18 protein-coding genes are annotated in these 20,363 nt (G+C 43.7%); 11 read left to right on the plus strand and 7 right to left on the minus strand.

Features of this window, described 5'->3' with window-relative positions; genetic code table 11:
* Positions 1-39 precede the first annotated feature (39 nt).
* From L4D74_RS08685 to imuA, 3 genes are read right to left on the minus strand one after another with little or no spacing between them, the layout of a single operon-like run.
* A complete protein-coding gene (locus L4D74_RS08685; protein ID WP_428751732.1) occupies positions 40-3,168 on the minus strand; it encodes an error-prone DNA polymerase in 3,129 nt (1,042 codons plus the stop codon).
* 8 nt (positions 3,169-3,176) lie between these two features.
* Positions 3,177-4,601, minus strand: a complete 1,425-nt coding sequence (locus L4D74_RS08690) for a Y-family DNA polymerase (RefSeq protein ID WP_428751910.1) — start codon at positions 4,599-4,601, stop codon at positions 3,177-3,179.
* 11 nt (positions 4,602-4,612) lie between these two features.
* Positions 4,613-5,299, minus strand: a complete 687-nt coding sequence (imuA, locus tag L4D74_RS08695; protein ID WP_428751733.1) for a translesion DNA synthesis-associated protein ImuA — start codon at positions 5,297-5,299, stop codon at positions 4,613-4,615.
* Positions 5,300-5,522: 223 nt separating this feature from the next.
* Here imuA and L4D74_RS08700 point away from each other — a divergent pair, with 223 nt between their 5' ends.
* Positions 5,523-6,647, plus strand: a complete 1,125-nt coding sequence (locus tag L4D74_RS08700; protein ID WP_428751734.1) for a patatin-like phospholipase family protein — start codon at positions 5,523-5,525, stop codon at positions 6,645-6,647.
* A gap of 86 nt (positions 6,648-6,733) precedes the next feature.
* On the opposite strand, the gene L4D74_RS08705 is transcribed toward L4D74_RS08700, so the two are convergent.
* Entirely contained in the window at positions 6,734-7,474 is a 741-nt protein-coding gene (locus L4D74_RS08705; RefSeq protein WP_428751735.1) for a YciK family oxidoreductase, read from the minus strand.
* Positions 7,475-7,559: 85 nt separating this feature from the next.
* Here L4D74_RS08705 and sohB point away from each other — a divergent pair, with 85 nt between their 5' ends.
* The 7 genes from sohB (at position 7,560) to pyrF (ending at position 14,238) form a co-directional block, all read left to right on the plus strand.
* Positions 7,560-8,621, plus strand: a complete 1,062-nt coding sequence (gene sohB / locus L4D74_RS08710) for a protease SohB (protein WP_428751736.1) — start codon at positions 7,560-7,562, stop codon at positions 8,619-8,621.
* Positions 8,622-8,840: 219 nt separating this feature from the next.
* Positions 8,841-9,521, plus strand: a complete 681-nt coding sequence (gene cmk, locus L4D74_RS08715; RefSeq protein WP_428751737.1) for a (d)CMP kinase — start codon at positions 8,841-8,843, stop codon at positions 9,519-9,521.
* Positions 9,522-9,641: 120 nt separating this feature from the next.
* Positions 9,642-11,312 (plus strand): 30S ribosomal protein S1, encoded by a 1,671-nt coding sequence (gene rpsA, locus L4D74_RS08720; RefSeq protein WP_265673389.1) that lies wholly within the window; start codon positions 9,642-9,644, stop codon positions 11,310-11,312.
* A gap of 162 nt (positions 11,313-11,474) precedes the next feature.
* Complete coding sequence (gene ihfB / locus L4D74_RS08725; protein ID WP_250616675.1) at positions 11,475-11,759, plus strand: integration host factor subunit beta; 285 nt, start codon at positions 11,475-11,477, stop codon at positions 11,757-11,759.
* A 222-nt stretch (positions 11,760-11,981) separates the two neighbouring features.
* Positions 11,982-12,269, plus strand: coding sequence for a LapA family protein (locus tag L4D74_RS08730; protein ID WP_428751738.1), 288 nt, complete (start codon positions 11,982-11,984; stop codon positions 12,267-12,269).
* 25 nt (positions 12,270-12,294) lie between these two features.
* Positions 12,295-13,464 (plus strand): lipopolysaccharide assembly protein LapB, encoded by a 1,170-nt coding sequence (gene lapB / locus L4D74_RS08735; RefSeq protein ID WP_428751739.1) that lies wholly within the window; start codon positions 12,295-12,297, stop codon positions 13,462-13,464.
* A gap of 78 nt (positions 13,465-13,542) precedes the next feature.
* Complete coding sequence (pyrF, locus tag L4D74_RS08740) at positions 13,543-14,238, plus strand: orotidine-5'-phosphate decarboxylase (RefSeq protein ID WP_428751740.1); 696 nt, start codon at positions 13,543-13,545, stop codon at positions 14,236-14,238.
* A gap of 103 nt (positions 14,239-14,341) precedes the next feature.
* Here the strand turns inward: pyrF and miaE are convergent, their stop codons facing one another.
* Both miaE and L4D74_RS08750 read right to left on the minus strand, forming a co-directional pair.
* Positions 14,342-15,112 carry a tRNA isopentenyl-2-thiomethyl-A-37 hydroxylase MiaE gene (gene miaE, locus L4D74_RS08745; RefSeq protein WP_428751741.1) on the minus strand — a complete coding sequence of 257 codons (771 nt, stop codon included), beginning with the start codon at positions 15,110-15,112 and terminating at the stop codon, positions 14,342-14,344.
* 90 nt (positions 15,113-15,202) lie between these two features.
* Positions 15,203-15,967: a DNA repair protein gene (locus L4D74_RS08750; RefSeq protein WP_428751742.1), complete on the minus strand. Its 765-nt coding sequence runs from the start codon at positions 15,965-15,967 to the stop codon at positions 15,203-15,205.
* A 263-nt stretch (positions 15,968-16,230) separates the two neighbouring features.
* Between L4D74_RS08750 and cysB the strand changes: the two genes are divergently transcribed.
* The gene (gene cysB, locus L4D74_RS08755) at positions 16,231-17,205 is read left to right on the plus strand and encodes an HTH-type transcriptional regulator CysB (protein WP_428751743.1); all 975 of its coding nucleotides are present in this window, start codon (positions 16,231-16,233) and stop codon (positions 17,203-17,205) included.
* A gap of 100 nt (positions 17,206-17,305) precedes the next feature.
* Positions 17,306-18,505: a methyltransferase gene (locus L4D74_RS08760; protein WP_428751744.1), complete on the plus strand. Its 1,200-nt coding sequence runs from the start codon at positions 17,306-17,308 to the stop codon at positions 18,503-18,505.
* 75 nt (positions 18,506-18,580) lie between these two features.
* Here the strand turns inward: L4D74_RS08760 and ald are convergent, their stop codons facing one another.
* Positions 18,581-19,705, minus strand: a complete 1,125-nt coding sequence (gene ald, locus L4D74_RS08765; RefSeq protein WP_265673397.1) for an alanine dehydrogenase — start codon at positions 19,703-19,705, stop codon at positions 18,581-18,583.
* 156 nt (positions 19,706-19,861) lie between these two features.
* Here ald and lrp point away from each other — a divergent pair, with 156 nt between their 5' ends.
* Positions 19,862-20,356, plus strand: a complete 495-nt coding sequence (gene lrp / locus L4D74_RS08770; protein ID WP_265673398.1) for a leucine-responsive transcriptional regulator Lrp — start codon at positions 19,862-19,864, stop codon at positions 20,354-20,356.
* Positions 20,357-20,363 lie beyond the last annotated feature (7 nt).

Raw genomic sequence — 20,363 nt, forward strand, 5'->3', positions numbered from 1 at the left:
TATAGATTTATCATGCGCTTTATAGCTTTATCACGCGGCTTAATGGAACTCTCGTGACTGAACTTTTAACGCGGCTAATTTATCGGTGATATCTGTTAATTTGCCAGCGATAATATGTGTGACTTCTCCTTCTCTTTCTAAAATGCCGCTAACTTTCAGAATCTTGGCGGTTAAATATGCCTTTTTTTGTGCTTTTGCCGTTGCACTCCACACCACGACATTAATATTTCCGGTGTCATCTTCTAAGGTAATAAAGGTGACGCCTGCTGCGGTTCCTGGCGATTGTTTCCCTGTGACTAACCCAACAACATGTACAACGGATTGGTGGGAATGATGTTGAAGAGACTGCATTCGAGTAAACCTACCTAACACCCCCGCTTGATCAAGTAACTGAATCGGGTGTTGGTGAAGTGACATGTTCATTGAAGAGAAGTCTTCAAGTACGTTGTCTATTTCACTTGGTTGATGGGGAAGGGGTTGTGCTTCATAGGGCAACTCATGAAAGAGTGGTAAATCTTGTAGGGTGTCCATCATAGCCCAGCGAGTCGCATAGCGATCACCTGAAATAATTTGTAGAGCATTGGCTGATGCGAGCAGTTCCAGTTCTTTTTTGTTCAACCTCAATTGTTTGATTTGTGTTGGCGTAGTAAACCCTGCATCAGGACGATGTTGGAGGATACGTTGCACACTTTCATACCGTAATCCCTTGATTTGCTTAAAACCAAGACGGATGGCAAGGGGATGAGCATTTGCGGCTACTGAGTCTAAATTTAAGTTTGAACAATGTGTATTAGGTTTGCTGTTTGTTGGCACTAAATCATGGTGATAATGGGAGTGGTTAATGCACACCGGTAGTATGCTGACACCATGTCGCTTCGCATCTTGTATCAGCTGTGAGGCACTATAGAACCCCATGGGTAAACTATTGAGTAAGGCTGTATAAAAAGCGTGTGGGTAATAATATTTTAGCCAAGCGGAACTGTATGCTAAGACCGCAAATGAAGCGGAATGGCTTTCTGGAAACCCATATTCACCAAAGCCGCAAATTTGTTCAAACAAACGTTCTGCAAATGCAAGCTCGTAGCCCCTTTGCTGCATTCCATCAATGAGTTTAGTGCGAAATTTAAAGATATTGCCGTTTTTTTTCCATGCCGCCATTGCTCGACGCAGCTTGTCTGCTTCACCACCGCTGAACCCCGCTGCGACCATTGCTAATTTGATTACCTGTTCTTGAAAAATAGGCACCCCTAGCGTTCGCAGTAGTACCGCCTCCACTTCTTTTGAGGGGTAAGAGATAGCTTCATCACCGTTTCGCCGTTTAAGAAAAGGGTGCACCATGTCCCCTTGGATAGGACCGGGTCTGACAATGGCAATTTGTATCACGAGATCGTAATAACAGGCTGGCTTTAGGCGAGGTAGCATGCTCATTTGCGCCCGAGACTCAATCTGGAATACCCCAACCGTATCGGCCGTTTGAATCATTTTATAGACGTTAGCATCGTCTTTTTGACGGCTAATATCTGCAATTGTTAAATCCACATCGTAGTGGTGCTTTACTAATTGAAAGCATTTTCGAATGGCGGTTAGCATACCTAACGCTAAGACATCGACTTTGAGTAACCCTAAGCTTTCTAAATCATCTTTATCCCATTGAATTACAGTTCGTTCATCCATGGCGGCGTTTTCAACGGGTACCAATTCATACAATGGGCCTGCTGAGATAACAAAGCCACCAACATGTTGCGATAAGTGCCTTGGGAATCCCATGATTTCATTGACCAGTTCAATAAACTGCTGGCCCTTTAAGGAGTCTGGTTGTAAACCAAGCTCAACGATTTGCGCTTGCCACCCTTGACTGCGGTCACGGCGATTAATATTTTTAATAAAAAAATCGAGTTGAGTTTCACTGATCCCCAGAACTTTTCCAACATCTCGTATCGCGCTTTTAAAGCGATAAGAGATGACCGTAGCGGCAAGTGCCGCTCTCTCCCTGCCATATTTTCGATAGATGTATTGAATGACTTCTTCGCGCCTTTCGTGTTCAAAGTCGACATCGATATCAGGTGGTTCTTTACGCTCTTTGCTAATAAAACGCTCAAATAACACCGAAATATGCCGAGGATCGACGGAGGTAATCTCTAAGCAATAACACACCACTGAATTAGCAGCGGATCCTCTACCTTGATAGAGGATCCCTTGCTGTTTAGCGAACATGACAACATCATGAATCGTCAGGAAGAAAAACGGATAATTAAGTTGTTGAATTAAATTGAGCTCTTTTTCTATGGTCTGTTCGATCTCATATGAGATGCCTTCGGGAAAGCGTATTGTTTTACCGTGCTCAACCAGTTTTCGTAGATAACTCATAGGAGTTTCCCCTTTAGGGAGTAGCTCACTTGGGTACTCATAGCGAAGGGTGTCTAGTTGGAAATCGCAATATTTTGCAATACGAACACTTTCCGCAATCCACTCAGGCTCATAGAGCTTTTCAAGTTTACTTTTGGGTCTTAGGCTTCGTTCTGTATTGACTAATAGCTGACCGCAGACCTTGTCTATAGAGGTATTAAGGCGGATAGCAGTAAGAGTATGTTGTAGCGGTAAACGAGTGGCCGTATGCATGAGCACACCGCCACAAGCGGTAATTGGTATGCTAAGTTGTTGGGAAAGCCGTTTACAATGCTGTAGGTACTGGTGTTCATTAGAGGTTAAATGACGTTGTAGACCCATCCAGACTCTATTGCTATGGTGCCTGTATAACCACTGCCCCCATTTACTATCATCACTGTTCCCTGTTGGTAGCCAGATAACAAAACAATGTCGCAGTGACATGATGTCCCACTCTGATAAGCGATATTGCCCCTTTTCACAGCGACGTCTTGCATTTGTGATGGTGCGGCAAAGCTCTGCATAGGCTTCTCTGTTGGGGCACAGTAGGACAAATTGACAATCTGAATTGAGCCAAAACATGCTGCCGATGAGCTGTTTGATGCGAAGGTTGTGCTGTTTGATTGCGGTATGCGCCCGTACCACACCTGCCAGTGAGCATTCGTCAGTGATAGCTAAGGCCGAATATTGAAGAAATTCTGCTTGAAGCATGATTTCTTCAGCATGAGAGGCACCCACGAGGAAAGAGAAGTTACTTTGACAAAACAGCTCTGCGTATTTCATAGCACCTCCTAGCTAAATTGACCATGCACGAACCAGTGCTGCTCTTCGGTTCGAAATATCCATAGCCATTGACCCGACGTATTTCGAGCAACAAAGTAATCTCGTTTAACAGGGTGACCATCCCACCAACCGCTAACAATACGCTCTGGTCCGATAGTCACTTTAACTTGAGTTGTGAGTGGAATAGGGTGCGGAAATAAAAGGCTAGGTCTGAATAGCGTCGACTTTGATGTCTGTGGGCAAACCGGTGTGCATTGTTGGGTATCTAGCGTAAAAGGAACGACTTGAGTCGCCATTTCTGGTCTTGGATCATCGGTAAGTAAAAGAGAGGTTACCGCTTGTGAGCCAAGCTTAGCCTGTAGCATAGAAGTAAGCTCTAATGCGGTTTGCTTCCCCTTTACACCTTCAAATAAGTCATGATCACTACTGTTATTTTCACCCAATCTGGTGGCGGAAAGCGTCAGTCCTGTGACGGCGCTGTCTATACGAATACTTTCTAGTGTAAGCGAAGATAGAGCTTGCCACTTTGTTGCTAGATAGTCGCCTTGCGCGGAATGAAATGGGATGATTTTATCTTGGTGATCGCGTTGATGGAGCACAAGATTAAGCTCATAAGCAACGCTGTCTCGTAGCCTTAAAAATAGCTCAAGTCTCTGGAATAAAATGTTAAGCGGCTTTTCTAACCATGCGATGTTTTCAATATCAAATAGCAATTCAAGAAAAGAGCAAAAGAGCTCTGGTGGATGATAAAAATCGATGGGGTGCTTAAATTGCCCAGTAAGCTTACCAATGTAATTAACCAAATCAATATCAAATCGTTTGGCTATTTCAGGTAAAGGGAGGGCTAACAGATCGTCAATATTATGAATACCAACTCGTTGTAGTTGGTTCACTTGTTGGGCTGGTAGCCCACTCAATGAAATAGGATAGTGGCGTATTGCATCCTTCAGCTGCTGCGTATCCGTCACCACCCAGTTTTTGTTTTGTTTCGCCATGAGCGTTGCTGCATACGGAGAAAGCCCGGTTGAGTAGGATGTATGAACCTGTAAATGCGCCAAGTGCTGGGACAGATTACGCCAGTAATTCTCCATGTTGCTGTATAGCGACAGCATGTTGGTAACCTTGATTAAAATGCCATTAGGGGGGGAGAGGCTAATATCTGAGGTAATCAAGTAGAGCCATTGAGCAATCTCAGTTAAACGTCGTTCTTCAATTTTAGGCTCGTAAGGGTGAACTTGTAAGTCTTGGCAAAGCGCCGCTGCGCTACCAAGCCCCATCCCTAACTGTAAGCCTTGTTTTTTAGCCTTATGATTGAGCTGCACAATAGTATGCTTACGCCCATCAACAATTGCTAAAGTCAGGTCGTTATCTTTATCTTGGTGAAATAACGTGTCCATTTGTAGTGTAGGGAAATGTAGATATAACCAAAGCAACATGACGATGACTACCCTTGCTGCTGCATAGGAAATGAAATTACAGTTGAAGCGCTAGGCTCAGCTGTGACAGTGAGCTCTGGCCAGCAAGCCGTCATATTGACGATAAAAGGACGACGAGAGAATCCGCCTTTTTGCTTGGTAATGCTGATTTCAAGTCCTGATTCATGAGGTTCAAGCGTTAAGCCTAAAGAAACGGGCAAAGAGAAAATGTGGGGTTGAACTGGACGGAATAAAAACTGCAAGCATTGTCCGGTTTCACTGGCGACTTGAAGGCGTTTAGCATGATGAATTTCAATGTCTTTTTGCCATAAGCAAACACAACCACAGGCTCCACTCTTTAGACTTTGCTCGGCAGCCCACAACGCATGTTTGATTGAGGTTGGGTAGAGCATGAGTACTTGTGAAGGTTGAATACCTTGGCCTAAGAGATAGTCGGCACACAAGTAACCCGGTGGATTGATTAAGACTAAAAGTCGTTTTTCTGCACATGTAGTAATATGAGGGAGCAACAGCCGCAACTCGCCAATGCCACCGATCGATTGAATATCAACGACACCGTGGTTAGGAAACCCACCATTTAAGCGCTGATCAAGTTCATCAAAACCTGTTGGGCGATAATCTTTAGTGCTGGAGAAGGATCGGCTTCCTTTCCAAATTAACTGCTTATTTTGGAGCTCAGTGATTAAAGTATGCATAATAATATTTTACCTGTATATACATACAGTATAGTGCGTGAGGGATTGGGCTGCAAACAGTAATCAATGGCAGAGTGATGGAATCGTTGTGGATGGACAATAAAGCAGCATCGTGTAATAAGTGCTTACGACATCGCGATGAATTACATTGACAAGGATATTTGAATTAGAGTAATTGTTTTAAAAAACCAAAAGATGGTAAAGCGGACATGAGGAGAGTGATGTGTTCACTGAAGATCAACAGTATTCTTTGATAGTGCAAGGCGGTGGGCAAAAAGGGGCGTTCGCCTCCGGCGTGTTAGATAAGTTTATTAGTGCAAAGTTTGACCCATTCTCTTTGTATATTGGCACCTCTGCTGGCGCACTGAATGTCTCCTCTTTTGTCACAAAACAAGAAGGGCTCGGGCTAGACTTTATCTTGAATTATACCACTCGTGGACGATTTTTTGATGTCAATAAGTTGCTGCAAAAACAGCAGCCTATGGACTTAGACTGGGCTTTTGAATTCGTCAATACGGGGGAGTTTCCTTTAAATATACCGAAAGGAAAAATGCAACTTGGCGAAGATAAAGTTGCATTGGCTTGCATTACCGATGTGGAAGACCTGAAAGATTACTATTACCCTATTTTTGCGGATAATTGGTTTGATGTTCTTAGGGCAACCTGTGCGATTCCAATGCTCTATTATCATGATATTGAATTTGATGGTAAGAAGTGGGTCGATGGTGGGGTTTCGGCAACCATCCCTGTTGAAGAGTCTTATCGTCGTGGAATTAACAATATGGTGGTGATCAGTACCATTCCGGAAAGTGGCGATAAAGTGGTGCATTCACCGGCGATGGAATCTTTAGAGCGTTGGAAAAAAGAGTTAGAAGCAGGGCTAGCGGCGCACTTAAACCACCTAAAAATATCCGGTACAAAAGAAAAGTTAAGCGAGTTTCATCGGCACTTTTCAGAAAAATTGCACACCATTAAAATGGACTATAAGCAATTTACGGCCAATCAGGCTGAGTTATACAAAATCGCACCGAGTGAAAAGCGCAAGTTATCAACGTGGATTCATGACAATGAAAAACTATCACGTTTGATCGATATTCAAAATAAGCGTATTCCATTTAGTCGTAGCGGGACCAGCCATCTCGATATGCTGGTGGCACACTACACGAACCATAGCCAAATTGAACAGTTTTTAGATTCGCCTCCTGAAGATGTCAATTTATGGCATATTCAGCCCAAGCATGAACTTGCATCTAAAGGGTTAATGAGTCACAAAGATCAAATACTTGAGGACTATCAGCATGGAATGGCTGTGGCTGGAGAGTTTTTAAAGCAGCATTATGATAAGTAGATTATCTGAATGATGAAAAATAAGCGGCGGGTTAAATAGCCGCTTATCTGTATTACATTGTCTGATATCGCGCCTGACTTTTTTGCTTATTTCGGTTGGGCGTCAATGCACTGGCCATTGATATTGGTCACTGTTGGGTCCATTAGACGTAAGTAAAGAGGCATAAGATCTTTTGGCGTTTTTAGTGCATTCGCATCTTCGCCTGGATAGGCTTTAGCGCGCATGCGAGTGCGTGTAGCACCAGGGTTAATGGCATTGACTCGAATGTCGGTGTCACTCAACTCATCCGCTAAAATTTGCATCATGCCTTCTGTCGCAAATTTTGAGATTGCGTAGGTACCCCAAAAGGTACGTCCAATATGCCCAACAGTCGAAGAAGTAAAAATAACGCGTCCAGCTTCTGATTTTTTCAGAATTGGTAGTAAAGCTTGTGTCATTAAGAATTCAGCTTTGACGTTGATCTGCATGACATCATCAAATGTCTCTTCATCAATCTGTTCAAATGGGCTTAGGGTTCCTAAGACACCTGCGTTATGAACAAGACCATCGAGTCGTCCAAATTGACCTTCAATCGTTTCTGCCATATCCACGTAATTCTGCTTAGTCGCACCTTTAAGGTCGAGCGGAACGATGGCCGCTTGAGGGTAACCCGCTTTTTCAATTTCGTCGTAAATTAGCTCTAAGTTAGCCACATTACGGCCGAGTAAAATCACTGTTGCACCATGCTCAGCATAACTGAGTGCGGTTTGACGGCCGATACCAGCACCAGCACCAGTAATGAGAATGATTTTGTCGGCTAGCGCCTTAGGAGCGGTTGAATATTCCACAGAACACTTCCTTAGTTTGAATAATTCTTGGTAATCGTGACAAGTTGGTTACAATACACTAATTCGTAGGATTGGGGATAAGACATTGGAATTTTTATTAGATTACGGGCTTTTTCTAGCCAAAATCGTGACAGTATTAGCGGCAATTGTGGCGCTGATTGTAGTGGCGAAATCCGTAGGCGGTCGGACGGGAAGCGCAAAGGGTGAACTCGAAATCACCAACCTTACCGAGCAAAGAAAACAAACGGTTGAGCAATTAGAACACCACTTGCATGACGACGCATTTATTAAGGCTCGTGATAAGGCTGAAAAAAAAGCGGAAAAAGAGAAAGTAAAGTCACGTGAAAAAGAGATAAAGAAAGCCTCTAAAGGTGGCGATCTTGATAGCAAACGTGAGCCTCATTTGTTTGTGTTGGATTTTATTGGCAGCATAGATGCTAAAGAAGTGGCTTCGTTAAGAGAAGAAGTGAGTGCGATTCTTGCCGTTGCTCGTGTGGGCGATGAAGTATTGGTTCGTTTAGAGTCAGGCGGCGGTATGGTGCATGCTTATGGGCTTGCGTCGTCACAACTAGACCGAATTAAAGGCGCTAATCTGCCACTAACGATTGCTGTTGATAAAGTGGCGGCAAGTGGTGGCTATATGATGGCCTGTATTGCCGATAAAATCGTGTCAGCACCGTTTGCGGTGGTGGGCTCAATTGGTGTGATTGCGCAGTTACCCAATTTTAATAAATTATTGAAAAAGAATGACATCGAGTTTGAACAGCTGACGGCAGGTGAATACAAGCGAACACTAACAATGTTTGGTGAAAATACCGATAAAGCGCGCGATAAGTTTAAAGAAGAGCTTGAAGAGACACATGGCTTATTCAAAGACTTTATTCGAGATCACCGTCCTGCGCTTGAGCTAGAAAAAGTCGCGACAGGTGAGCACTGGTTTGGTACTCAAGCAAAAGCGCTTGGCTTAGTGGACGATATTCAAACATCAGACGATGTGGTTACCGCTGCGTGTAAAGAGAAAACGGTATTGTCTATTCGTTACGTACAGAAGAAAAAGCTAAGTGATAAATTTGCTGGTGCAGCAGGCCAAGCTGCTGACAACGTATTGATGAAATGGATCAGCCGTGGTCAAAGACCTATTGTTTAGGCGGTGAATGCACTCTAAGATGACGCAGAATAACCCCAAGTGTACTTGGGGTTGTTTTTTTAACCCTTTTGATTTGGCTAGGCATGAAAGGTAGCTCACCCTAGAATCACTATTCGCTAAAGAAAATGGCATATTGGTGCTATTGGGTATATAATTTTGCGCCGTAAAAATGAAGAATAATAAAGATAGTTAGCCAAACAATACAACGTGGAGTAAAACATGTCCTCAATGACACCCGTGATTACTGTAGATGGGCCAAGTGGTGCTGGAAAAGGCACATTGTGTATGTTGTTGGCTGAAAAGCTAGGTTACCATTTACTTGATTCTGGTGCGATTTACCGCGTGCTGGCATTAGCTGCGATTCATCATGGTATTGATTTAGACTCAGAAGATGCATTAGTACCAATTGCGATGCATCTTGATGTGCAGTTCATCGCCGAAGGTGACTTAGTGAAAGTTATTTTAGAAGGTGAAGACGTATCAGGCGAACTTCGTAAAGAAGAGACCGGTAATGCAGCGTCAAAAATAGCGGCTTTACCTCGTGTTAGAGAGGCGTTATTACGTCGTCAACGTGCGTTTAATATCGAACCTGGACTTGTCGCGGATGGTCGCGATATGGGCACTGTTGTTTTCCCGCAAGCTCCAGTGAAAATTTTCTTAGATGCAAGTGCAGAAGAAAGGGCCCATCGCCGCTTTAAGCAGTTGCAACTAAAGGGCTTAGATGTTAGATTTGACGACCTTTTGAGCGAGATCGAGGAGCGAGACTTCCGAGACCGCAACCGAGCGGTTGCACCTCTACGTCCTGCTGATGACGCTCTAGTGCTCGATTCTACCTCGTTAAATATTACGCAGGTTGTCGAAAAAGCGCTAAAATATATCGAATCTAATCTCACTAAGTAGTTGTGCTTCGGTACCAAACTTGGTGAGTTTCGAACGTTGGTCGCAAGGATGATGACTGGCGAAATTATCAACCCCATGCGGTAGGATACCCGTGGACGTTTACTAATTGAAGATTAAATAATGACTGAATCTTTTGCTCAACTCTTTGAAGAGTTTCTGAATGAAACTGAATTCCAACAAGGTAGTATCGTTAAAGGTACTGTAGTAGCTATCGAGAACGGTTTCGTTCTTGTTGATGCTGGCCTTAAGTCTGAGTCTGCTATCCCTGCTGAACAATTCAAGAACGCTGCTGGCGAACTTGAAGTTGAAGTTGGTGCTGAAGTAGATGTTGCTCTAGACGCTGTTGAAGATGGTTTCGGTGAAACTCAACTTTCTCGTGAGAAAGCGAAGCGTCATGAAGCTTGGATCGTTCTTGAGAAAGCTTACGAAGAAGCTGAAACTGTTGTTGGTATCATCAACGGTAAAGTTAAAGGCGGTTTCACTGTTGAACTTAACGGTATCCGTGCTTTCCTTCCTGGTTCTCTTGTTGACGTACGTCCAATCCGTGACACTGCTCACCTTGAAAACAAAGAGCTAGAGTTCAAAGTTATCAAGCTAGACCAGAAGCGTAACAACGTTGTTGTTTCTCGTCGTGCTGTTATCGAATCTGAAAACAGCGTTGAGCGTGACGAACTTCTTGAAACTCTACAAGAAGGTACTGAAGTTAAAGGTATCGTTAAGAACCTTACTGACTACGGTGCATTCGTTGACCTTGGCGGTGTTGACGGTCTTCTACACATCACTGATATGGCGTGGAAGCGTGTTAAGCACCCATCTGAGATCGTTAACGTTGGTGACGAAATCCTAGTTAAAGTTCTTAAGTTCGATCGTGACCGCACTCGCGTTTCACTAGGTCTTAAGCAACTAGGCGAAGATCCATGGGTAGCAATCGCTAAGCGTTACCCAGAAGGTCACAAGCTAACTGGTCGCGTTACTAACCTTACTGACTACGGCTGCTTCGTTGAAATCGAAGAAGGCGTTGAAGGTCTTGTACACGTTTCTGAAATGGATTGGACTAACAAGAACATCCACCCTTCTAAAGTTGTTAATGTTGGCGACGAAGTTGAGGTTATGGTTCTTGATATCGACGAAGAACGTCGTCGTATCTCTCTAGGTCTGAAACAGTGTAAAGCTAACCCATGGCAATCATTTGCAGAAATGCAAGCTAAGGGCGACAAAGTTACTGGTAAGATCAAGTCTATCACTGACTTTGGTATCTTCATCGGTCTAGAAGGCGGCATCGACGGTCTAGTACACCTATCTGATATTTCTTGGAACGCAACTGGCGAAGACGCTGTTCGTGAATACAAGAAAGGTGACGAGATCTCAGCTGTAGTTCTAGCTGTAGATGCAGAGCGCGAGCGTATCTCTCTAGGCGTTAAGCAAATGGAAAATGACCCATTCAATGCTTACGTTGCTGATAACAAGAAAGGCACGCTAGTTAACGGTACAGTTACAGCAGTAGACGCTAAAGGCGCTACTATTGAACTAGAAGAAGGCGTAGAAGGTTACATCCGCGCATCTGAAGTTTCACGTGACCGTATCGAAGACGCATCTCTAATCCTAAGCGTTGGTGACAGCGTTGAAGCGAAGTTCACAGGTGTAGACCGTAAGAACCGCGTAATCAACCTATCTATCAAAGCTAAAGATGAAGCTGATGAGCAAGAAGCAATGGCTTCACTGAACAAGCAAGAAGACGGCGGGTTCGGTAGTGCTATGGCAGACGCATTTAAAGCTGCTAAAGGCGAGTAATTTACTCAGCTAAGAAAAAAGGAGCCGCAAGGCTCCTTTTTTTTGTTTTTAACTTTGCGAATTATAGACTATTATCTGTTTATACAGGCAGTTAGTGAACTGTTGTTATACAATGGTAAAGACCGTTTCAACTGAACATGAGAGTAATGAGGGTAACCACCTATGACTAAGTCTGAATTGATTGAAAGACTCTGCGCTGAGCAAACTCACTTATCCGCAAAAGAAATTGAAGATGCGGTAAAAGACATCTTAGAACATATGGCTAATACGCTGGAAAGCGGTGACCGTATTGAAATCCGTGGATTTGGTAGCTTTTCACTTCATTACCGCGAACCACGTGTAGGGCGCAACCCTAAGACGGGCGATAAGGTTGAACTAGAGGGCAAGTACGTACCTCATTTCAAGCCAGGTAAAGAGTTGCGTGAACGCGTAAACGAAAGTCTATAAGCACTCTCTTTAAATCAGTTGAACGGCATACAGATAGTGTGCCGTTTTTGTATTTCTGAATTTAAATAGAAGTAATGAGATTTTGTTAAGGTCCAAATATTGGGATCTCTCGACATAAGGCGCGAATTTAGCAATGATTCGTAAGATTATGGCGAGTAAGCATGGTGTGTGATTACTATTTGCTGCATAATCTTAGCTATCCAATGACTGTGGTGAAAACACATGAAGATTATAAAAATAATTTTACTAATTGTACTTTTCTTAGTCACTCTAGCACTTGGTTCGCAGAATCAGGCCATCGTGACGTTTAATTACCTATTAGCCCAAGGTGAATTTCATTTATCTACGTTACTTGGCGTCGTCTTTGTTACTGGGTTTGTGATTTCTTGGATTATTTTTGGAAGCTTGCATCTTAAGTCTCAATTGACGGTTCGAAAATTGAGAAAGAAATTGGCTAAGCAAGCTCCGCCTCAGTCAAAAGACGTGGCAACGACTAGCCCTAGCAACTGATTGAATATTAGGGTCTATTTAGTACATGCTTGAGCTACTATTTCTGCTTTTACCGATTGCTGCAGCCTATGGTTGGTATATGGGGCAGCGGAGTGTAAAACATGACAGACAAGAGCAATCTCATCAGATATCTCGTCAGTATATGACGGGTCTTAACCTATTGCTCTCAGATCAGTCCGATAAAGCGGTTGACCACTTTATTGAGTTACTTCAAGTTGATGATGAAACAATAGATACCCATTTAGCGTTGGGCAATTTGTTCCGTTCAAGGGGCGAAGTTGACCGCGCGATCCGAATTCACCAAAACCTTATCTCGCGCTCGGGCCTTACCATTGAGCAAAAAAACATAGCCTTACAACAACTTGCCAAAGACTATATGGTTTCGGGTTTCCTTGACCGTGCTGAAAAAATATTTGTTCAGCTTGTTGATGAACCAGAGCATAGAGAAGCGGCCTTAACTCAGTTGGTCTCTATCTATGAGCAAACCCAAGAGTGGCATAAGGCGATTGAGTACGCTTCAGCATTACAAAAGCTAGGTAAGAAGCGAGTTAAGAACAATATTGCTCATTTCTGGTGTGAACTCGCAATGGTCGAGCAGGCGGGTAGTAATACACCTAAGGCAATTCAGTATTTTCGTAAAGCGCTCACCGTTGATGCTAAGTGTGCTCGAGCTAATATTGCACTAGGGCGCCTGTATCTAGAAAGTGAAGAGTATACAAAGACGATTCAGTGTTTAGAATCCGTCCTTGAACAAGACAAAGATTTTGTTAGTGAGGTACTGCCGACGTTAGCGGAATGCTACCATCACTTAGGTCAAGAGCAGGATCTTGTTGAATTTTTGCGCTCTAGCATTCAAAAGGGGGCAGGCGTGTCCGCTGAGTTGATGCTCGCGCAGCTTGTTGCTCATCATGAAGGAACGGCTTCCGCTCAGGCACTATTGACTCGCCAGTTAGTGAAAAGCCCGACAATGAAAGGTTTCTATCGCTTGATGGACTATCATCTAGCGAATGCTGAAGAAGGACGCGCAAAAGAGAGTTTAACAACGCTGCAATCTTTGGTAGGTGAGCAGTTAAAGTTGAAGCCGCACTATCGATGTAGAAAATGTGGCTTTTCGACGCATTCATTGTATTGGCATTGCCCATCTTGTAAAGGATGGGGTACGATCAAGCCGATTAGAGGGTTGGACGGCGAATAGTCCAACATTAAGATTTTTATGGCAGCACTTATGTGCTGCTTTTTTTGAGTTAGCACTCAGTATTAGTAAGGAGCAAAAATGATTGACCAAAAAGTGATAGTGGCACTGGATTATGACAATCAAGCCGACGCATTAGCTTTTGTTGATAGAATTGACCCAACTTCTTGTCGACTAAAAGTTGGCAAGGAAATGTTTACACTATTTGGTCCTAGTTTTGTTCGCGAGCTTCATAAACGTGGTTTTTCGGTATTTCTTGACCTTAAATTTCATGATATCCCAAATACGTGCTCAAAAGCAGTAAGAGCCGCTGCAGAGATGGGTGTCTGGATGGTGAACGTTCATGCTGGTGGTGGTGAGCGTATGATGGCGGCATCTCGCGAGATCTTAGAACCTTATGGCAAGGATCGTCCACTTCTTATAGGCGTGACGGTATTAACCAGTATGGAACAGTCTGATCTTGCAGGGATCGGTATTGACGTAGCACCTCAAGAGCAAGTGTTGCGCTTGGCTAACCTAACAAAACGCGCGGGACTTGACGGCGTTGTATGTTCAGCGCAAGAGTCGAGCATGCTAAAAACAGAGTTGGGTCAAGAGTTTAAGCTAGTGACGCCTGGTATTCGCCCTGCAGGCGCTGCAGTAGGTGACCAAAAACGTATTATGACACCGGATATGGCGATTCAATCTGGTTCGGATTATCTTGTTATTGGCCGCCCTATCACTCAAGCCGCCGATCCTGCGCAGGTACTTGCAGATATTAATGCTTCACTTCGTTAACATCGAAAAACGGTAGTCGACATTGAAAACGCCAGACCTTATGGTCTGGCGTTTTAGTTTTTTAATTCGAACTTTGTACAGAAGTGGGGAGCGCCAATTACTCTTATAACGGCACACCACTGTGGAATTTAAAATCACTATCTGGTGATGCAATCAGTTCGGCTTCAATCTTGCCAAAAAACTCGACTCTTTCTGTAATGTCGCCCCCAGAAACCTGTTCTGCAAGTTTTAAATAATCTTGGTAATGGCGTGCTTCCGAGCGTAGTAGAGAGACATAAAATTTAGCAATATCATCGTCCATGTATGGGGCAAGTTTTGCAAAGCGCTCACAAGAACGGGCTTCGATGTACGCGCCAATAATGAGCTTATCAATTAGCGTATTGGGTTCGTGAGTCGTCGCTTTCGACAACAAGCCTTTGGCATATCGACCAGCAGGAATAGGGTGATAGGGGATGCTCCTTCCTTCAAGGATCTCTAATACCTGATAAAAATGATGTAACTCTTCTTTAATCAAGAGCATCATTTTGTCGATTAAATCTTGGCTGTAAGGTGAGGCTGACTTTGCCATAATGGCTTTGGAGATATTGCTTTTACCTCGCAACGAGTCAGAATTACCTTGTTTTCGATAAGCAAACTGTTCGTAAGGCTTGAACCATTCTTGCAAGATTTCGCTGCTCTTAGCATCAACCGCATACTTACGAAGTAGATACATGGCTGATTGGCCAGCTTTTAGTTCGCACAAGAGGTGATCAATCAAAATAACAGGAAGGTTTTCGGGCTTCTTTGCTTCTGTTACCCATGCATCGGGCGTTGGGAAATGTAGAAACTGGTTAATAGGCGCTAAAATTTGTTCCATTTGAGTCTGACTAGTCATGTTATATTATTTTCTTTGAGCAATTGAAAAAGGTCGCATCTGCGACCCTTTTTTGATTCGTGTAGGTTCAGCAAAAGCAGGCGCTCAATACTACCATTTTTTCTTTTCACCAAATAGTTCATCCATGTCGTTATCTCGCTCACGACTGGCTTGCTGTTGTTGCTGTTCATCGGCTTTTGCTTGTCGTGAGTTTTGCAGCTGTTCAAGAATCTCAGTGAGCTTTTCTTTGGCTTGAATCGAGTAGTTGTCATTTTTTGAGCTTAATGCGTCAATACCTTTCTTGAGCAGTTGCATTGCTGTGCCTGGTTGCCCTTTAGCGATGGACTCATGGGCTCTTTTTACGACATTCTCTATATTGATTCGTATTTGAATGGTTTCCAAACGGCCGTTCTCTACCATGTAGGCTTGAGTTTCAATGCGACCTTTATTGTGTTCGGTACGAATCGTATCACGCAGGCGCTTAACCAGTTTAAGCATGACAATCGCTTGCTTGTCACTGGTTGGCACTTTAAATGAGGTGGCTTCGTTGCCTTCGTAGTTTTCATTTAACTGCTGGATTTGTGTTTGAGCCGATTCGACACGTTGTGTGAGGTGTTTGTTTTTTGGATCGAGATCATGCATGTTCTTTAATGCATCCAAGATTCGATTATGTAGGCAAATCATGAGTTCTTTACTATAGGGAAGGTAGCTGGCTCCACCAATTAGCTCTTCAGTAGCATCAATAAGCGCAACGTAGCGTGCGGACTCTTGTCGGCGTGTCGCTTCCGCTTTCAATTTGTATTGCAACATAATGTTGTACCCGAGAACGAGGACAAGCAGGAGTGCGACCAGCGCAATGATCAAACCAATATTCATAACTTTTTGTATCTACAGTGAGTTTCCCTACAACAAGAAGATTCAGAATACACCAAAGCGAAAGTCATCAACACTGCTAAGTCGTCGTTTAGGTCATAAACTGGGAAAATAGCTGATTATTTGTACGTAACGAGAAATATGAGTAATAGATCCGCAAAAAACTGTTAATCTTTCTAGGAATTCGTTATAACTATTAATTATATGCTTTGCTGTTAGAAATTATTGGATGGACAGCAGAAACGGACAAGGATGACGAGGGCGCAATGAAGTTACAGCAGTTAAGATACATCGTTGAAGTATTGAATCATAATTTAAATGTTTCCGCGACTGCAGAAAGCTTATATACCTCCCAACCCGGTATTAGTAAGCAAGTTCGTTTATTAGAAGACGAACTCGGCATTCAAATCTTTGAGCGAAGTGGTAAGCATCTTACCCAAGTCACGCCTGCAGGCGAAGACATTATACGTATTTCACAAGAAATACTGTCGAGAGTGGAAAGCATCAAAGCGGTAGCTGGTGAACATACTCATCCGGAAATGGGCACGTTGAACATTTCAACAACGCATACACAAGCTCGTTATGCGCTCCCTGAGGTGATTAAAGGCTTCACGGCTCGCTACCCTAAAGTCTCCCTGCACATGCACCAAGGCACACCATCACAGATGTCGGAAGCGATAGCAAAAGGCACCGCCAATTTTGCCATTGCCACCGAAGCACTTCATTTGTATCAAGATGCCGTTATGTTGCCTTGTTATCATTGGAACCGTTCTATTGTCGTTCGCAAGGACCACCCATTAGCCCAAAAAGCAAGGGTGACGATCGAAGATCTTGCTGCGTATTCACTGGTAACCTATGTGTTTGGCTTTACTGGACGTTCTGAACTCGATACCGCGTTTAATAAAGTTGGGCTAACACCTAAAGTAGTCTTCACGGCAACCGATGCAGACGTGATTAAAACTTACGTTAGAATGGGTATTGGTGTGGGTGTAATCGCGAGTATGGCGATGGACAACAGTCAGGATAACGATTTAGTCGCAATAGATGCGAGCCATATATTTGAAGCCAGTACGACGAGTATTGGATTCCGTCGCGGGACATTTTTACGTACTTATATGTATGATTTCATGGAGCGTTTCGCCCCTCACTTGACACGACCTGTTGTTGAGCAAGCTATTTCGCTGAAATCAAATGTCGAAATTGAAGCAATGTTTAAGGATATCGACTTACCGGTGAGGTAACTTCTTTCATCGTTTTAACAATATCATGGGCACAAAACGCTTCCGTTGTGCCTTGCTTCCCCCTACAATCGCACCAGAAAAGTAGGGGAAGTTTATCATCGTGAACCGTCAACAATTTCAACTGATCACCCGACTGCTTAAGCAATATCAAAGCTACTGGCGTCAAGACCCGTTTACGCAGGTAATTAGCGGTCAAATTCCATGGAAAAGCGAGAACCCTGAGCTTTTGACTTGGCTACAAGCCCTTAGCCGAGACGCGATTTCTACCTACAAAAAAAATCCGCCGATTTTTGCTTCGAAACTCAGTGAATGGTTACCTGACGCCGAGTTGTTAAGCACCATCACTGTCCCTCATCGTCCCTTTAACGAGAGCGCTGCGAAACTCCCACGTGGTTTAGATAGTGGTATTCCAGGAAGAAAGCTGCAACAAATCTCTTCGCTTAGTGACGTTTGTATTTCTGATCATCACGGCACTCAATGGCTAGAATGGTGCGCAGGTAAAGGTTACCTTGGGCGACTACTTTCTTCACAATCACAACAGCTTGTCACGAGTTTTGAATTTCAGGCTGCATTATGTGAATCGGGGCAGAGTGACGCGGATAAATTGTCGTTGCCGATGACATTTGTCCAAGGGGATGCGTTTAGTGATGAAGCAGAACATGTGTTTTCTCATCACCAACATGCGGTTGCTTTACACGCTTGTGGTGATCTACATGTGACCCTAATTAAGCACGCAGTCAGAGGCAAACTGCCTGCCGTGACATTATCACCGTGTTGCTATCACCTTATTCATGACACTCACTATCAACCCATGTCTAACGAAGGGCATGAAGCGAAGTTAACACTGACTAAGCAAGAGCTTCGGATACCATTGCAAGAAACAGTGACTGGCGGAGAGCGAGTTAAACGTCATCGTGAGCAAGAGATGACGTTTAGACTAGGTTTTGATGCTTTGTGCAGTGAAATGGGGTTGAGTCAGGCGTACATATCGATCCCAAGTATAAAAAAATCCCAATTAGCCGATGGATTTGAAGCGTTTTGTCTTTGGGCGGCGAAGAAAAAACAGCTGACATTACCTATTGTAGATTACTGTCATTATGAGGGTGTCGGCATGAAACGTTATTGGGAAATGGAAGCACTTAGCTTGATTCAAGGTGTTTTTCGTCGACCATTGGAGCTTTGGCTAGCGTTAGATAAAGCCTTATATTTGCAACAGCAGGGCTATGATACTGAAATATTAACATTTTGTGACCCCGCGATTACCCCAAGGAATTTGGTAATACACGCTGTTCGGACATAAAAAAAACGGGCGATCGCGCCCGTTTGATAAATAAATATGCTTCGTTAATCTATCGCTAGCTAACGATGATGCTTACTAGTTAAACATCGCCATTGCTGCGATAGGTTCAACATATTCAAGGTCGAAGCTTTCCGCCACTTCTTTGCAAGTGACTTTACCGTGAATGACATTGAGTCCATCTAGGAACCCTTTGTCTTCAGTCAGCGCTTGCTGGTAGCCCTTATTTGCAAGTTTGATGATGTACGGCAATGTTGCATTATTTAGTGCAAACGTTGAAGTACGAGCCACCGCACCGGGCATGTTGGCAACACAGTAGTGAACGACATCGTCGACGATGTAAGTTGGATCTGCGTGTGTAGTCGCATGAGAGGTTTCAAAACATCCACCTTGGTCGATGGCAACATCAACCACTGCCGCGCCTGGTTTCATTTTCGCAATATGTGCTTTTGTCACCAGCTTTGGTGCTGCTGCGCCAGGAATTAAAACGGCACCGATCACTAGGTCCGCTTCTAGGATATGCTTCTCTAATGCATCTTCTGTAGAATAAACCACTTTAGCGCGACCCTGGAATTCTTCGTCCAAAGCGCGTAATGTATCAATACTACGATCTAAGATTGTAACGTCTGCACGCATGCCAACAGCCATACGAGCGGCGTTTGAACCAACAACGCCACCACCGATAACCACGACTTTCGCAGGTTCTACACCTGGTACACCACCAAGTAGAAGGCCGCGTCCGCCGTTGGATTTTTCGAGTGTTTGAGCGCCAGCTTGTATAGACATTCGCCCAGCGACTTCTGACATTGGTGCTAATAGTGGCAAGCGACCCATATTATCTGTTACAGTCTCATAGGCAATGCAGACAGCTTTGCTTTTAATTAGCTCTTCAGTTTGTGGAAAATCTGGTGCTAGGTGAAGATAAGTAAATAAAACTTGTCCTTCACGTAACATAGCACGCTCGACAGCTTGGGGTTCTTTGACCTTTACAATCATCTCTGCTTGCGCAAAAACGTCGGCGGCGGTAGGAAGAATGGATGCGCCTACAGCGATGTAATCATCGTCTGAAAAACCAACACCAGTGCCAGCATTAGTTTCAACGAAAACTTGATGGCCGTTTGAGATAAGCTCTCTTACGCTTGCTGGGATCATACCAACACGGTATTCATGGTTTTTTATCTCTTTAGGTACGCCAATGATCATCCTGACTCCTCATTATTATATGGTTGTATTAACTGTGTGTAGGGTGTTATTGTCGAATTACTGACTAGTATAGAAGCTAATTAACAAAATTTGATACTGAATATTACAGAGTTGTAGTATATTTTTTTGCAAGGAAGTAACAAGGTGGAATAAAAAATGGCAGACAACTATAAGAAGCCGTCCAAGGAACTAGACCGTATTGATCGCAATATTCTTAATGAATTGCAGAAAGACGGTAGGATCTCAAATGTCGAATTGTCAAAGCGCGTAGGTCTATCGCCTACACCGTGTTTGGAACGTGTTCGTCGACTTGAGCGTCAGGGATATATTACGGGCTATACAGCTCTACTTAACCCACAATACTTAGATGCGTCACTATTGGTCTTTGTGGAAATTACGTTAAATCGTGGTGCCCCAGATGTGTTTGAGCAATTCAACGCAGCAGTGCAACGATTGGATGACATCCAAGAATGTCACCTCGTTTCTGGAGATTTCGACTATCTTTTGAAAACAAGGGTGTCGGATATGGGTGCGTATCGTAAGTTGCTTGGCGATACATTATTGCGTTTACCGGGTGTGAATGACACGCGAACTTACGTTGTAATGGAAGAAGTGAAGCAAACGAACCAACTGGTGATTAAGACGCGATAAATCTATT

The organism is Vibrio cionasavignyae (assembly GCF_050337155.1).
GTDB lineage: Bacteria > Pseudomonadota > Gammaproteobacteria > Enterobacterales > Vibrionaceae > Vibrio > Vibrio nomapromontoriensis.

What these genes read in the sequence shown, in the direction of transcription:
- cmk (WP_428751737.1), top strand. Translation starts at nt 8,841, where the DNA reads ATGTCCTCAATGACACCCGTGATTACTGTAGATGGGCCAAGTGGTGCT.
- pyrF (WP_428751740.1), top strand. Translation starts at nt 13,543, where the DNA reads ATGATTGACCAAAAAGTGATAGTGGCACTGGATTATGACAATCAAGCC.
- L4D74_RS08750 (WP_428751742.1), bottom strand. Translation starts at nt 15,967, where the DNA reads ATGAATATTGGTTTGATCATTGCGCTGGTCGCACTCCTGCTTGTCCTC.
- rpsA (WP_265673389.1), top strand. Translation starts at nt 9,642, where the DNA reads ATGACTGAATCTTTTGCTCAACTCTTTGAAGAGTTTCTGAATGAAACT.
- ald (WP_265673397.1), bottom strand. Translation starts at nt 19,705, where the DNA reads ATGATCATTGGCGTACCTAAAGAGATAAAAAACCATGAATACCGTGTT.
- miaE (WP_428751741.1), bottom strand. Translation starts at nt 15,112, where the DNA reads ATGACTAGTCAGACTCAAATGGAACAAATTTTAGCGCCTATTAACCAG.
- lrp (WP_265673398.1), top strand. Translation starts at nt 19,862, where the DNA reads ATGGCAGACAACTATAAGAAGCCGTCCAAGGAACTAGACCGTATTGAT.
- L4D74_RS08730 (WP_428751738.1), top strand. Translation starts at nt 11,982, where the DNA reads ATGAAGATTATAAAAATAATTTTACTAATTGTACTTTTCTTAGTCACT.
- cysB (WP_428751743.1), top strand. Translation starts at nt 16,231, where the DNA reads ATGAAGTTACAGCAGTTAAGATACATCGTTGAAGTATTGAATCATAAT.
- ihfB (WP_250616675.1), top strand. Translation starts at nt 11,475, where the DNA reads ATGACTAAGTCTGAATTGATTGAAAGACTCTGCGCTGAGCAAACTCAC.
- L4D74_RS08685 (WP_428751732.1), bottom strand. Translation starts at nt 3,168, where the DNA reads ATGAAATACGCAGAGCTGTTTTGTCAAAGTAACTTCTCTTTCCTCGTG.
- lapB (WP_428751739.1), top strand. Translation starts at nt 12,295, where the DNA reads ATGCTTGAGCTACTATTTCTGCTTTTACCGATTGCTGCAGCCTATGGT.
- imuA (WP_428751733.1), bottom strand. Translation starts at nt 5,299, where the DNA reads ATGCATACTTTAATCACTGAGCTCCAAAATAAGCAGTTAATTTGGAAA.